Origin of the sequence: Plantactinospora sp. B6F1, from assembly GCF_040120695.1 — a bacterium.
GTDB lineage: Bacteria > Actinomycetota > Actinomycetes > Mycobacteriales > Micromonosporaceae > Plantactinospora.
Window position 1 is genome coordinate 1 of the sequence record NZ_JBEEAC010000059.1, and the last position, 13,353, is coordinate 13,353.

The window sequence follows — 13,353 nt, forward strand, 5'->3', positions numbered from 1 at the left end:
GATCCGAGCGGGGTGAAGAGGCTGAACTCATCCGCCCATCCTCGCCCAGGCCGATGCCCATGTCAGCGATGCTCAAGGTCACGATCGTTGATGATCCCGTCTCGCCCTACTTCAGAAAATCCGGTTCTCCGGTGTCTCACAAGATCCTGACAGAGAGGGGATCAGCGCCTGATTCGCATCGTTGCCGCACCCATGCTCCACCGGATGGGCTCTCATCAAGTACGAGCGGACGCTGCGCGCCCAACCATGCACCGTAACGATCTGTGATCGTGCGCGGCCGGCTGCCGCGCATGCTCTGCGGCATTACAGTGAAATGCGATCGAGCTCAGAGCGTCACGTGGATCCCGACCGGCGTCCTCGCACCGGCACCGCTATTCATCCTCAGGCACGATGGCGGTGGTCACCGCAGTGATCCCGGCGGAGGTAGCGGCGACGGCCAGGGCAACGAGCCACCCCCGATAGTGGCCGGGGCGCTGTGACGACCGCGCCGGCTGTGCAGGTCTGATGTCCGGACGAGGCGTTCGAGTTCGATGGTCGAGGTCATGGGTGTCAACGTATGAACCGGCCGCCGCCGGCCGCCTGAGCCGCCGTAGTCAAGCGCACTTGAGCATCCTGCGCCCGGGTCTACAGTGTTGCGGTGAGCGGACAGTCGGTACGGGATGCCTATTCGTCGATGTCAGAGCAGTACATCGCTCTGTTCGACGGCGGCTGGCAGGCCCACGTGGATGACACGGCCCTCGTCGGGGGCCACCTCGCCGGTCTGGAAGGCGCGGTGCTCGATCTCGGTTGCGGCCCCGGCCACTGGACCGCCTACCTGCATTCGCTCGGCGCCGACGTGACCGGCATCGACCTGGTCCGTGAGTTCATCGACCACGCCCGAGCGAACTTTCCCGGGCCGGAGTTCCGGCTCGGCTCGATGACCGAACTGGACGTCCCCGACCACTCGGTGGCCGGCATCCTCTCCTGGTACTCGACAATTCACCTGCCGCCCCAGGAACTGGACCACGTGCTCACCGAGTTCCGCCGGATGCTGACCCCTTCCGGGAGGTTGGTGATCGGGTTCTTCGACAGCGACAACGAGGTGGCCGCGTTCGACCACAAGGTCCTCACTGCGTACCGCTGGCCGGTGGACGAGTTCGCCGCCCTCCTGACGAAGGCCGGCTTCACCGAACTTCAGCGCCTGCGACAGCAGTTCCCGGACCGCCCGGACCGCAGGTACGCGGCCATCGCCGCAAGCGCCACCTGAGCCCGCTGCGCAGAATCCAACATCCGAAGGACACATTCGGCCTGACCGGTCTCGATCATGGTTAAGGCCGAGACACGAGTCGAACCGACGGGATAACCGGCAGTCACGGGCGACAGGCCAACGCGAGATTCGCGACCGGCATCACGTGCACTCAACTCAACTCGGCACGGCCGAGCGTTCGATCTACCCAGCCGCCGGTCACGTAGCGTGACGATCGGTTTGCGGCATGAGCGTGCACCCGATCTTGCGGCCAGCGTCGCCCGGATCGCGGCAGATCCATGCACCGTTGTCATGCGAAGGACTGCTCGGCGAAGCTCATCCCGGCGCGCTCGGTGGAGGTGAGTGCCTGCCGGGGGACGTGTTGCGGCGGCAACCGCAGGTACTGGGTGTAGCCAACCGCTCGGAGGCGGAACTCGAAGTTCTGACCCTCGATGTGCCACAACGGTTCCGGGTTGCTGTCTGGGGAATCAAGCCGGTGAACGTCGGCGATCTCCATGACTTCGTGGAGCGGGCCGAGTCTGCCGTCGATGTTCCACGCCCGTTCCAACACGAGCGTCGCGGGCGCGATCCAGAAGGTGAAGTTGCGGTCTCGTCCTGCAGGTTGCACCCACCGCACGATGTAGTCGAGGTCCAGCAGCATCCTGGCGGGCGGAAGGGTGCCATCCGCGTACTCGCCGATGCTCACGGCATGGACCCGGCAGTCATGCCATCCCATGCCCGGGAAGTCGGCGTCGGTCCAGGTCGCCTTGGTCAGTCCTGACGGGGGGTGCGGCAAGGTGATCACCGGGTCAGTATCCGCGACGGCGCGCTTTCATCGGCAAGTCGCGCGGTCAGCGGCAGATCCGCGCATCTGCCCGCTGTGCTGGGACATCTATCCACCAACGGCACACGTTCTCGAACCTGACCGCTGCCACCCCGCTTTCGCCTGGGAGAAATTTCCTACCCACGACCGGAGCAAGCACGGTCGACGACCCTCAGGTCGGCGGTTCCAACCGAGCGGTCACACCGAAATGGTCGCTGGCCCAGATGCCGTCGCTGGCCCGGTCCAGTATGCGCGAGCACTCGGCAACGGCCAGCGTCGGTCCCCATTGATCAGCGCGGACGAAGATGTAGTCGATGCGCCGGCCGATTTCGAATCTGATCCCGCCGTGTACGCGTAGAGGGTTGTCGGGAACGAAGGTGTGACCACCCTCGGTCCCGTGCGCGTCTTCCCACACGTCGCGATATGCGACGCTGAGCTCACCCAGTGACTGCCGCCCAGACCAAAAGCGAATCATAGCGGAATCCGGAGCGGCATCGAAGTCACCGGCCAGTATGACGTGGTTAGGCGCGTCGGTGGCCACTGCCTGCTCCACCATGCGGGCAGCGGAATGGGCTTGAACCTCCCGCTCGTAGGACAAGTGGAACTGCCATGACGGCTTGAAGTGCACCAGCAGTATCCGCCCGTAAGGCATGGGCGCCTGCACCTCCGCCAGCGCGACGCTACCTATCCATGGTTCGGCCGTGTTGACCCGGGAAGTGACGTGGAGAAAGTGCTGGCGGACGTTCGTCACCGGCCAACGGCTGGCGATCGAGGCTCCGGTCCCATCACCCGTACGACCTTGCTGATGTACGACGTAATATTCCTCGCCAAGAAGATCGGTCACCTGGTCGTACGCGTCCCGCACCACCGTCTCCTGCAACACGGCGATATCCGGCCTCAGGCATCGAAGTTCAGCGGCGAGAACTGTACGTCGGGCAGGCCATTCGCCATGCATACCCCAGAGGTTGTAGGTCATCACCCGCATGACGTCGGTATTTTCCCGCAATGTCCCCGCAAACGCGCAACCGCCTGCCTCGGCCGGCCAGGGCACACTCAAATCGGCAGTTCCGGACGTTGACAGGCACGGGGGCGGGCCACGGGGCGTGGCGGCTGCCATATGAGGAGTTCGTAAGTGGCTGCGCTGCGACGGCGCGACCCTGTCGACGCACTGATCGATGGTGATGATGATGTGCTGTACTGCCACGCATGAGGCAGCGGGCAGGTTTGGTCATCGGTGTGGTGGTGCTGCTCGTCGGGGTAGGCGGTCTGGCCGGCTGGCGGTGGTGGCGCAGCCTGCCGCCGTACGGGCCGGAGGTGTTGGCCGCGACCGCGACCCTCAATCTGGTCGACCAGGCCACTGCGGACGCCGCGTTCAGCCCGAGCAACGTGGAGCAGGCGGGCGACGGCGACCAGATCTTCCTTGGCCGGGCGGTCTGGGAACGTCCGCCCGATCCTCAGGTTGACGGCTCCTTCCGGATCGTGGTGGTCGACAAGCGCACCCGCCGTATGCCCGGCTTCATCACCGTGACGTCGGCACGGCCGGACGATGTCGGCGCCGGCTCGGACGATGCCCTGGACCGCGCCGAGGAGCGCTATCCCTGGCTACAGGGCATCGGTACGCGCAAGGTCAACGGCGGGTTCTTGACCGCCGGCAGTGCCGTCACGGTGTCCTCGGTCGACGCGTCACCGGTGACCTTCGCCTTCGTGCTGCACCCGCAGCGTCCGGGAACGCCACTCGAGCGGGCCGTTGCCTCCGCGCCCGCTGCGGTCAGCGACCTGCTGGTCGCCCTGATCAGCGTCGGACCGGACGGCCAGGTCTACTGGGCCCATCGCCTGCTGAACTGAGGCTCTGCCGTATGAACGCGAGACAGAGCCGTTCGTGTTGCGGTCCCCGGTGACGGTCTGCATGAGGCGCGGTCGGCGGCAGATGCGGATGCTGAGCGGGCATCTCCGGCCACCCCGTGCAAGGATCTTCTGGTGGTCATGGAGCCGGTCCCCAGCTACGAGGAGCTGATCTGGCTGTTCGAGGCGGAGCCGGTCTATCGGTACGCGGACGACGAGCGTGACGCCGGATACCAGTTCGACTGGCGAGAGCTGTGGCCCTACACGGCAGTGACGTTCCGAACCACCCGAGCCGGTTACGACATAGAGATGTACATCGAGCCGGGATACGAGGTCGTTCGGCTACGGTTGCGGACCGCCTCAGACGGAGCCGAACTGCTCGACCTGGACCTGCGTGGCGTTCAGGGTGTCGGAGTCGAACGGATCCATGGTCGCGAGCTGCTACGGGTCGATTTCCTGGACGAGTCGCCGGCCTCCACTCTGTGGCTACGGATGAAGCCTGACGTCGCGCTGCACTGGTCGTACGGCGCGACAAGTTGACGTGGCTGCTGTACCGGAGAGCGGCAAATCCGGATGTCGCATCACGATGCTGCCGGGCATCATCATCGTGTGGAGGCCCGCCGAACGATCATCCTGGTCGATGACCTTCGTTCGTTCGTGGATGGCCGTGGTGCCCAGGTGGCCCGTTGATCCACCAAACCCGGGGCTTGACACTCGGCCGTCCAGGCGAGTCCGGCATCAAGGGTGTCGAACACACCCGAGGCGTAGCGGGCGCGGTCACCGTGAAAGATCCAGACGGTGGACCACCGGGCTCCGCTGGTCCCCAGCGGGTCTGCGGCGCAGGCCCTCCGGTGTAAACGAGAACGAGTTGGGAAATGTGCCTGGCTGGTGACGCACGGCGAGAACTACCGGTTCGGGGTACACGCCCTGTAGCCCCGTCTCCGCACCGGTGTTCGCGAAAGCGTTCCACAGGTGGAAGCAGATCAGATCGTAGTCGGGATCGACGATGGTGTAGGCGAGGGTCTTGGAATAGAAAGGGCTGGTTCCGCCGATCCATAACGACGGCGGCCCGAACGCCGCGATGACCTCGGGCAAGGTCCGGTCCTGCGTCACCCACCCGCCGATCTCGGTGCGCAACCGTTGGAACTCCACCTCCGACAACACCCGGTCCAGTTCGAGCCAGCCGAGCCGATGAGCGATCTCGGCGTAGACGGAGGCCGTGGCATCGCGCAGGGCGTCTGCGGGCAGGATCTGGCCGTATGCGCCCACCACACCCGTCGCCGCGAACGCGTCGCGTTCGCGTAGTCCCTCACACTCCGCCCACCACCGCTCCAGGCTTCCATCCACGGCGGCCATCGCCTCCAGCAGGAGCCGCTCGGCCAGCTCGCTTCCGCCATACATCCCAGGACGACGAAGCACGCGGTTCACCTGCGCCAAGTGGTGCTGACGCGCCTCACGGAGAACGACATCGGATCCACGACCGCTGTCCATCACCACAGATCATGACACTCCAACGAACTCCGGGACATCCGCTTACCTGCGCTAGCCAAACCTGCTGGGCACAGCCTCGTCCGTGATCACCACCGAGGTGCGCAGGTACTGGATGAGAGGCCCCACGGTGCCGCCGTCACGGCCGCGCAGTCGCGAGAACGCCTGCGTGCGCTCGTGGTGCAACGCAGCCGGCAGCGAGTCGTGCGGCCCGATGGTCCGGGCTCGCTGGTCGTGGGTCTCCCATCGCGCGATGTCGGCGGTCACGGGTGCCAGCGCATCGTCAAACGCTGCCTCGTCCGCAGGCAGCATGAACAGGCTCACCTGCTTGGATCGCGACCCCGGTTCGAACATTCGGCCATGATGGCAGACACCCAGTCCTCTCGACGGCCACGGTCCGCAGAGCCGCGCACCAGCCGTACGCCGCCACACTCTGTGCCCCGTGCACAAGCGGCCGCCGCGCGTGCTTGGTGTGGTGAGTCGTTAGCGCTGGTGTGGATGCTCGGGAAGTAGAGCGTCTGGGCGACGATCTGGCCGAGTTCACCGGTGAGGGCCGCACCTGGCAGGGCTGGAACCACCATGGCACCCTCGTCTCCGCCGCCCACGCCTTCTGCACCCTGCAACGCCTCGACCCAAAAGGCCCCGCGCCCGCCTGACCCTCTACGCCGTACTCCGCGAACTACAAGCCCTCCTGGCCAGGCTGGTCGGCGCCTGTCCCACCTGCGAGACCCGTTTCCCCACAAGACGAAAGCCCCGAGATCGACTCCGATCATGACAAAGCACTACTAGCCGTGTTCGCGCAGCTCAATGCCATAATCTGACGACCAGTGACAAACCCGGGGCAGTCACGTTCGGTAACGGGTGGATTCGGATGGGAGGAGGTTCCAGATCAGCCGGCCCTGTTCGGTGATCTCCCGGCGATGTCCGTCGACTGCGGTGCCCTCGGCCAGGGCATCGCACAGGCTGTCGACCAGGTCACCGAGGGACGACCAGCTGCGATGACTCATCGGGCCGTTCTGCAGGTCGGCCAGAAACACGCTACCGGAATCCGCACCGGGTCGGTGATCGACGACGAGATGGTTCCCCGCCCCGTCGGAGGTGATCGGCATCCATTGCGGGCTCCACGAACGAGAGTCACCGTGGCTGCGGCTCACGTCGGTGCGGCTGCGCCATTCATCCAGTGCGCCGCCCACGCCGAGGAAGTAGTGGCCGGGCTGCAAGGGCAGCCCGTTGAGGATGCCGCCCGCGCTGCCGTCGCGCCAGAGCCAGAGACGCTTGAGATCAGGTAGCAGGCGCAGGCCGAACCGGTGGCTGGCCAAGTCGATGTCGGCGAGCGCTGCGGATGGGCGGAGTGCTTCCCAGGTCGTCGGCGAGTTCTCCCGAAGCCACCGCTCCAGCCTGGCCAGGCTGATGGTCAACGACATGGGCTGCTCCCTCCACCGCTGGGGGCCGGCTGCGGCACCGGCCCCTCAGCGACCATCAATCCTGTACCGGATTCTTACGGTGTGTTGATGATGTCCACGAAGAAGGGGTCCTCGTCGAGTCTGTGATCCAGGACATAGTACTCGCCGAGGATGCTCCCGGCACTGCGGTTGTGGCTGCGGTCCAGGGCCTTGACCGCCCATGTTGTCGCGGTGCCGACCGTGTCGAAGTTGGCGCTCTGATACGTCGAGGCGAAGGGATACTCATCGCAGTCCCGGATCACACCGTTCGGCCCCACGGTGTAGTTGGGCCCGAACAGTCGGACGCACTCAGCCTGCACCTTTGTCCGGCTCTGGGTGCCGTAGTAGTTCCGGGTGAGCGGCACACGCTGCGAGGGTATCGCGTGCTGGTTGCCGGGAACGTAGAGGCCCACCGAACCTGGTTTGACGCTTTCCAAATCGGTCATGGCGGTCCAGATGAACTCCACTGACTCTTTGTAGTTGGCGTAGGTATAGTCCATCACGAAACGCGACCAGGAACCCAGGAAGATACAGCCGGCCCCAGTGACGTAGGCGGCGTTGTCGCACCTGCTCACGACCCAGTACGTGGGTGTCGAGATCCCCGTGCTCATCGCCGTGATCTTAGGCGTGAACTGGAAGTACGCCCGTTTGTCTTGGGGTTTCTTATCACCTGGCCAGGGCGTTGGAGTAGCCGTGGTGCCGAAGACGTTGTGCAGGCCATTCGCCTTCCACTCGGTTAAAGTCCTGGTGTTCCGCGACGAGGAGAGGTCGCACTCGTCGGTCGTCGTGTATCTCGCGCACTCGACGTCGATCTTGAACAGCTGGGTCGGTTCTTCCCGCCCCCACACTAGGCGCCAGCTATCCAGGTGGACGTCCCAATCGACGTTCCGGGCGGTCGCCCAGCCCTTGCCGAGAAACACCGCCCGCGCCTCGGTCTGGCCGACCGGGGCACAGGCAGGCGGCGTCGTGGGCTGGCATTCCAAGAAGTTGAAGTAGACGAAGTACACCTGACAGGCGGAGTAGTTGTTGCGATGCTGCCATTCACCTTCGAAGTCACGCGGGGCGTACGCCTGGATGCACTCCTCCTTCGTAGGCCAATCCTCGACGGGGTCAGCGGCGGCAAGGCCGCTCTCCTCCCTGAGGAAAACGTCGTGGAACTGGTTCGAGGCGCGCTGCTCGGCGAGGGCCTCCTGCAACGGCAGGTACGGCTTGGCCCGCCGTTCCTCGTAGGCCTGCGCGCTCTCGCCCACGCCGCGCTGTTCCTGCGGAAGGGTCCGACTGCTTGACTTACCCCCCATCGGAACAAGCGTGACGCTCGACCTGATGGTCGTCTCGTCGGTCGGGCTGTCGGCATATGCCGGTACCGGACCCAGTATGGTTACCAAGGTCACGACGGTGAGTAACACCGCTCGTCTACCTTTTCGCATGTCTAGTCCTTCGAATAGTCGGGGAGATTGGTGTTCGGTGTGTGCCGCGTCCGGGGGTCGACGGACAGGACGCCGGCGTTCACCGAGAACGTGTCGCCGTCGAGAATCCGATTGCTGCTCACGAATGTGGCGAAGGCAGCGTTTCCGGCCGCCCGCTGGTCTACAGGCACGTGACCGACGGCTGTGCGGGACTTACCGATGATGGCCGCGCCTTGATAGGTGCCGGCGAACGGGTACACATCGCAGCTGTCCATGGGCCCGGTGGGGAGGAAGCCCGCGCAGCTGGTGGCGTGGTTGTTGGCCTCCAGTACCGGGTCGTACATCCGGGTGAGTGGCGGATATCTGGGGAGTCCCCACCCGTCAGGAAGCTCCACCTGCGCTGTCGCGACGAATGCGGCATGCCGTCCGTATCGCCAGTCGTGCGGGCTTAACTCGTGTCGCGGGGCGACCTTGTAATAGCTGCATCCCCCGTTCGGGGTGTCGGCGATGAGGGACGAACTGTCGCAGCGCGCATACCCCATGGGGGGCGTGAAGTCGTAGATTTGCCGGTCGGGTGTCACGGTGCTGGTGAAGTACAGATCGGTATTCTGTTCGGGATAGACTGTCGCCGTCCCGGGCGAGGACAGGGTCCACTTCCCCTTGTACCATTGGTTGACCCTGGTCGTGAGCCTGGTGGGTGTAGTCGGATTTGCCACCCCGCACGCGGCGTTGCACCAAGGGGTGGCAATGAACGTGCTGTTCAACGCGTCATCGAAGGCATCGCTCACGTACATGGCGAGATGGTGGTCCCAGGACCGGGAATCGGGGTTGAGGGTTGCCCATTCAAAGTAGGTGACTGTGGCGATCCCCGTCATACTTCCGTTCGGAACCCGGTAGAACACCACGTAGCTCGTTTGAATGAAGCAATCGTTCATTCGCAGATTGGTCGCCTCTTGCTCGAGGTCACACCACGTCGGGATCAGCGGCGGTGTGGAGACGGCGACCATTCCGTCTGGTTCCGCTTGGATCTTCGCCGCCTGTCCGGTCGATGTCTTCTGGACACGCCGTGCGGCCGCAATCGCCTCGGCCGACACCGGTCCGCGTCGAGGGCATTCTCCGGCGGCCATCGACGACGGACCAAGTTTACAGCGGTGTTTGGCGGTCGCTGCTAGATCTGCAGTCGCGCCGATAAGAGTCTGTGCTTTCGAGGCTTGGTCGACGATCGGCCGCGCCGCGTGGGCCATGGTCGGGCCACTGGCGAGGAGGATCGTGACCGCGATGGGTGGGACGGCCCACCATTTTTTGGAACGCACGCTGAAACCTCCAGCATCAGGATGGGTCGGCCGAATAATCGGCTCGCATCCCCACAAGCGCGCCGATTACTAATGGGCCAAGGTAGATGAAGTATCAACGGTGACCCGAGTCGCGTCGACCCCCGTGTTGCCGTCTGTTACCTATGCCGTATCTGGCACGGGCATGCGACGCCGAATATCCAGAGAATTGCCTGCTCCTTTGAGGTCGCGAATCTTGTCAACTGCAAAGCTTTGTGACATATTGCATAGCCGGCCCTAACTGTACGTACTGTCGAACCCTGGTCCACGGACCCGGACTGGTTCGTCGGCTGGCCAACGGCGGCGGAGGCGCGACTGCGGGGCAGCGCGATCCGGTCGATCCGCTTCCGGCGCTGCGCCCGGTGCTCGCGCCGGGCGAGGATCACAACCTTGGCGTACGCATCGAGTCGGATCACTCGGTTTACGTTGCGCCCAGACCCCGCGCATGGCGATGGTCCGTTGGGACGGCACCGCCACCGCGAGGAGGTGCTCGGCATGGGACGCCAGAATGTGGCCCCTCCGCCATCAGCGCCCCCGGAAGATCGGATGTCCGCTCATCGGCATGAGCGGAAGCCGAGGGAACGGCAGGCTCAGCAACACCTGTTACACAACGTCACCGACTTGGCTCGTCGCCAGGTCGAGGGGCCAATATGCCGGATGCAGGCCGAGCTCGGCCGCCGCAGCCGTACCTACCTCTGCATTCCGACCCGTACGCCGCCGGGAGGCCCGTGGGCGTGGTTCGGTTGGGACCAGGACGCCGTCCGTCGACCTGGGCCTTGGGCTGTTCGGGCGCGGCGAGGCGCCGTTTCACCGGGCCGGGTCGTAGGCTGCCGCGACGTGACGGGTGCCGACATTGCCCAACCAACAGGTATGACCACCGAGGCGGCCGTCTGCGAGGTGGAGGTCAAGTACCGGGTCCCTGATCTCGCGGCGCTGGAGGCGGCTCTGGTCGCGGGTGGCGTTGTTTTGTCCGCGCCGGTGGTTCAGGATGATCAGGCCTATGCGAGGGTGGGCTGGGAGTACGGCCAGTCCAAGATCGGAGTTCCGTTCGCGCGCCTGCGTACCGAGCGGGGGCGGCACCTGCTGACGGTCAAGACGCCGGTGGTCAATGAGCAGTCGTGTGTCGAGCATGAGACCGAGGTGGCCGATCGGGAGCAGATGCACGCCGCGATTGAGCAGATGGGCTTCTACCCGACCGTGAGGATTCGCAAGACGCGCCGCATGGCCATGCTCGGACTGATGTCGCTATGTGTGGACGAGGTGGACGGGCTCGGTGCGTTCCTGGAGATCGAGCGGATCGTTCCACCGGGCGAGGCGGGTGAGCGGGTCCAGGCCGAACTCGACCGGTTCGCCGTCACGTTGGGGGTGCCGTTGCAGCGCACGCGCGACACCTACGACTCGTTGATCCGCGCGGCGCAGGTGGCAACGATCTAGAACAGGGTCGCCGGCTCTGCCACTGCCGGCAGGGGGCGTATGTCGAGCGTGTCCACCGGCAGATCCAGGTCCAGGGTGACGGCAGCGTGGTCGCTGAGGTGCTGCTCGCGGGGCTCTTGGAGGTAGCTGCCGCTGCGGAGCAGGTCGCGCAGCGCGGCGCCGACGTGCAGGTAGTCGAAGCGGTAGCCGTTGCCGGCCCGGCCGAACCAGCTGTGCTGCTGGACGTGGGGGGTGAGGTGGTGGTGCGCGTCGGTGAGGCCGGCCGCAGCCAGCGCGTCGAACAGGGCGTACTCGAACGGCAGCCACACTCCGGGGTAGGGCGGTTGGTGGTCGCGGGTGATCACGTTGTAGTCGCCGCCGAGTACTAGGTGTGCCCGCTGCTCGGCCGGTAGGCGGTGGAGGGTGTCGACGAGGGAGGCGAGGAAGGTCCGCTTGCGTTCGACCTTTGCCGGGGCGCGGTCGCTGGACGGTACGTAGACGCCGAGGACGGTGACGGGCGGGTCGGTGTGAACGGTGGCGGCGACGGCTCGGCCGGGGATGCTCAGCCGATCGGTGATGTCCGGGCGGGCGGTGACCGGCACGCGGCTGATCATGGCTGTGCCGCGGTCACCGGACAGGGGCGGGTGTTGTATCTGGCAGCCGGCGCGGCGGAACTGGTCGAGCAGGTAGGTGGTGCCGTCGCCGGCGCTGGTCTCGGTCAGCAGGAGGATCTGTTCGGGGCGGTCGGCGAGCCACCGCAGCAGGGGTTCGGCGCGTCGCCGGGAGGTGGCCTGGATGTTCAGGGTCAGGATCGACAACACGGTGTGAGGCTTTCAGGCTGCTGGTCGGCGGGCGAGCAAGGGGGTCAGCGTGTCCAGGATCGCGGAGACGACCTGGTCCGGGTCCCGTTCCCGGCAGTCGATCTTCGCCTGGTGCCATGACTGGCGGCCGAGGAAGTCGAACGCCTGGTCGTAGAGCCGTAGCTCGCGCTCGGGTGTGCCGGTGGTTTCCAGCCGGCTCAGACGTCGACGCGCGGCGAGGCGGGTGGCGATGACGTGCGGGTCGTTGACCAGGTAGATGGAGATCGCGGGTTGCAGGACGTACCGGTTGTAGCTCCAGATCTCGCGTAGGTCGACCGCGTCGACCCGTTGCAGCACCAGCGAGGACTGCACGTAGCGGTCGCTGATCACGATGTTGCCGGCGTCGAGCGCGGGAATGATCTCGTCCTCGACGTGCATGGTGCGGTCGGCGGCGATCGCGAGCGCGAGGGCCCGGCCGTGGATGATGGCCTCGGCCTCGCGAAGCAGCTCGCCCAGCCGGGTGCGGGTGGGTTCGGTCGTCAGATGCACGGGCTGGCCGGCGCGGTGGCGCAGTCGCTCGGCCAGTAGCGCTGCGACGGTTGTCTTCCCGACGCCGTTGGGTCCCTCGATCACGATCAGCATGGCAGGTCAGGCCCGGACGGGTTGGACCGGACCCAGTGGGAGCCGGACGGTTTCGGGCGGGCACTGTTCGGTGTCCGGTTCGCCGATGCGGCGGCCGGCGGCGACCACCGCTGCTGGGCAGCCCTTGCCGCAGGAGCCGCTTAACGTGCACGCGCCGCAGGTCGCGTTGGCTCCGACCTGGTAGCGGTCGTGGAAGCGGTAGGCGTCGAGGGTGTCGGCGATCTCGTCGTCGAGGATGTTGCCGACCAGGAACTCCCGGTCGGTGTGTCGGGACTGCGGTGTCCGGGCGGCGAAGACCAGGTACGGGCAGACCGCGACACCGCCGTCGGCGAAGACGTAGATCAGGGTGCCGGCGTCGCAGCCGGACAACGGCCGGCTGTCGTTCGGAAACCGGATCGGCACCAACTCGACGCGGCCGGCCAGCGGCGCGGTGTCCGCCGATGGTTGAAGGCGTGTTCGGGTACCCAGGCCGAAGGTCCGACCCGTTGCCGCAGGGGGTGCTGTACGGTCAGCCCTTGGCGGCGGCCCGATCCCGTCGCAAACATCGGTCCGCCGCCCACGTCCACTCGGCATCCCTCATTGGTAGCGGTGTACTGGCAGGCACCTGCTGGATGCGTGTGCTGGGCGGAGGTCGTCCTGCTCTCTGTCCCGGCCGCGTTCACCGGGAAGATTCAGCTCAGGCGGCCAGAGGCTCTATCTCTCGGCGGTCAGCGCCCGGCGCAGCGCCGCGACCACGACTGTCGACGGGAAGCGTCGTGAGGCCACCTGCTCGGCGTGGTCGATTGCGCTCGCCGTTCGGTCAGCCGGCGTGGTGCCTAGTACGGCAGCCGCCATTGGCGGTCTGACCTCGTGGGATGTGGTGGGGGTGTGTAACGTGGACGCAGCCGCCTGTTGATCATGTGTTTGTGAGGACTACAGGATCGAAGGCGGCTGCTGCTGCC

At 65.8% G+C, this 13,353-nt stretch carries 14 protein-coding genes and 1 pseudogene; 5 read left to right on the forward strand and 10 right to left on the reverse strand.

Annotated features, from left to right (window positions below; genetic code table 11):
- Positions 1–637 precede the first annotated feature (637 nt).
- Positions 638–1,246: a class I SAM-dependent methyltransferase gene (locus ABNF97_RS33260; protein ID WP_349340975.1), complete on the forward strand. Its 609-nt coding sequence runs from the start codon at positions 638–640 to the stop codon at positions 1,244–1,246.
- 289 nt (positions 1,247–1,535) lie between these two features.
- Here ABNF97_RS33260 and ABNF97_RS33265 read toward each other — a convergent pair whose 3' ends face one another.
- Both ABNF97_RS33265 and ABNF97_RS33270 read right to left on the reverse strand, forming a co-directional pair.
- Positions 1,536–2,030 carry a hypothetical protein gene (locus ABNF97_RS33265; protein ID WP_349340976.1) on the reverse strand — a complete coding sequence of 165 codons (495 nt, stop codon included), beginning with the start codon at positions 2,028–2,030 and terminating at the stop codon, positions 1,536–1,538.
- A gap of 190 nt (positions 2,031–2,220) precedes the next feature.
- Complete coding sequence (locus tag ABNF97_RS33270; protein WP_349340977.1) at positions 2,221–3,024, reverse strand: endonuclease/exonuclease/phosphatase family protein; 804 nt, start codon at positions 3,022–3,024, stop codon at positions 2,221–2,223.
- Between the two features lie 230 nt (positions 3,025–3,254).
- Here ABNF97_RS33270 and ABNF97_RS33275 point away from each other — a divergent pair, with 230 nt between their 5' ends.
- From ABNF97_RS33275 to ABNF97_RS34415, 3 genes and pseudogenes are all read left to right on the forward strand, one after another.
- A complete protein-coding gene (locus tag ABNF97_RS33275; RefSeq protein WP_349340978.1) occupies positions 3,255–3,893 on the forward strand; it encodes a hypothetical protein in 639 nt (212 codons plus the stop codon).
- A 132-nt stretch (positions 3,894–4,025) separates the two neighbouring features.
- A complete protein-coding gene (locus tag ABNF97_RS33280; protein WP_349340979.1) occupies positions 4,026–4,430 on the forward strand; it encodes a hypothetical protein in 405 nt (134 codons plus the stop codon).
- Between the two features lie 69 nt (positions 4,431–4,499).
- Positions 4,500–4,577, forward strand: a pseudogene (locus tag ABNF97_RS34415) (cyclic-phosphate processing receiver domain-containing protein); the annotation flags it as partial.
- Between the two features lie 90 nt (positions 4,578–4,667).
- On the opposite strand, the gene ABNF97_RS33285 reads toward ABNF97_RS34415, so the two are convergent.
- From ABNF97_RS33285 to ABNF97_RS33305, 5 genes are all read right to left on the reverse strand, one after another.
- Positions 4,668–5,381, reverse strand: coding sequence for a hypothetical protein (locus tag ABNF97_RS33285; RefSeq protein ID WP_349340980.1), 714 nt, complete (start codon positions 5,379–5,381; stop codon positions 4,668–4,670).
- 51 nt (positions 5,382–5,432) lie between these two features.
- Positions 5,433–5,732: a hypothetical protein gene (locus ABNF97_RS33290; protein WP_349340981.1), complete on the reverse strand. Its 300-nt coding sequence runs from the start codon at positions 5,730–5,732 to the stop codon at positions 5,433–5,435.
- 491 nt (positions 5,733–6,223) lie between these two features.
- The gene (locus tag ABNF97_RS33295) at positions 6,224–6,802 is read right to left on the reverse strand and encodes an SMI1/KNR4 family protein (protein WP_349340982.1); all 579 of its coding nucleotides are present in this window, start codon (positions 6,800–6,802) and stop codon (positions 6,224–6,226) included.
- A gap of 74 nt (positions 6,803–6,876) precedes the next feature.
- On the reverse strand, positions 6,877–8,226 hold the full coding sequence (locus tag ABNF97_RS33300) for a NucA/NucB deoxyribonuclease domain-containing protein (protein ID WP_349340983.1): 1,350 nt from the start codon (positions 8,224–8,226) through the stop codon (positions 6,877–6,879).
- Positions 8,227–8,249: 23 nt separating this feature from the next.
- Complete coding sequence (locus ABNF97_RS33305) at positions 8,250–9,539, reverse strand: hypothetical protein (protein ID WP_349340984.1); 1,290 nt, start codon at positions 9,537–9,539, stop codon at positions 8,250–8,252.
- Between the two features lie 888 nt (positions 9,540–10,427).
- On the opposite strand from ABNF97_RS33305, the gene cyaB reads away from it, so the two are divergent.
- Positions 10,428–10,991, forward strand: a complete 564-nt coding sequence (cyaB, locus tag ABNF97_RS33310; RefSeq protein ID WP_349340985.1) for a class IV adenylate cyclase — start codon at positions 10,428–10,430, stop codon at positions 10,989–10,991.
- Here cyaB and ABNF97_RS33315 read toward each other — a convergent pair.
- The 3 genes from ABNF97_RS33315 to ABNF97_RS33325 are packed head-to-tail and all read right to left on the reverse strand — an operon-like array spanning position 10,988 to position 12,814.
- Complete coding sequence (locus ABNF97_RS33315) at positions 10,988–11,791, reverse strand: exodeoxyribonuclease III (RefSeq protein WP_349340986.1); 804 nt, start codon at positions 11,789–11,791, stop codon at positions 10,988–10,990. The two genes, cyaB and ABNF97_RS33315, sit on opposite strands and share 4 nt — an antisense overlap.
- Positions 11,792–11,803: 12 nt before the next feature.
- Positions 11,804–12,403 (reverse strand): dTMP kinase, encoded by a 600-nt coding sequence (gene tmk, locus ABNF97_RS33320; protein ID WP_349340987.1) that lies wholly within the window; start codon positions 12,401–12,403, stop codon positions 11,804–11,806.
- A gap of 15 nt (positions 12,404–12,418) precedes the next feature.
- Positions 12,419–12,814, reverse strand: coding sequence for an SPASM domain-containing protein (locus ABNF97_RS33325; protein WP_349340988.1), 396 nt, complete (start codon positions 12,812–12,814; stop codon positions 12,419–12,421).
- Positions 12,815–13,353 lie beyond the last annotated feature (539 nt).

Excerpts from the sequence above, each read along its gene's own strand:
- ABNF97_RS33275 (WP_349340978.1), top strand. The coding sequence starts at position 3,255 with ATGAGGCAGCGGGCAGGTTTGGTCATCGGTGTGGTGGTGCTGCTCGTC.
- ABNF97_RS33285 (WP_349340980.1), bottom strand. The coding sequence starts at position 5,381 with ATGGACAGCGGTCGTGGATCCGATGTCGTTCTCCGTGAGGCGCGTCAG.
- cyaB (WP_349340985.1), top strand. The coding sequence starts at position 10,428 with ATGACCACCGAGGCGGCCGTCTGCGAGGTGGAGGTCAAGTACCGGGTC.
- ABNF97_RS33270 (WP_349340977.1), bottom strand. The coding sequence starts at position 3,024 with ATGACCTACAACCTCTGGGGTATGCATGGCGAATGGCCTGCCCGACGT.
- ABNF97_RS33290 (WP_349340981.1), bottom strand. The coding sequence starts at position 5,732 with ATGTTCGAACCGGGGTCGCGATCCAAGCAGGTGAGCCTGTTCATGCTG.
- ABNF97_RS33295 (WP_349340982.1), bottom strand. The coding sequence starts at position 6,802 with ATGTCGTTGACCATCAGCCTGGCCAGGCTGGAGCGGTGGCTTCGGGAG.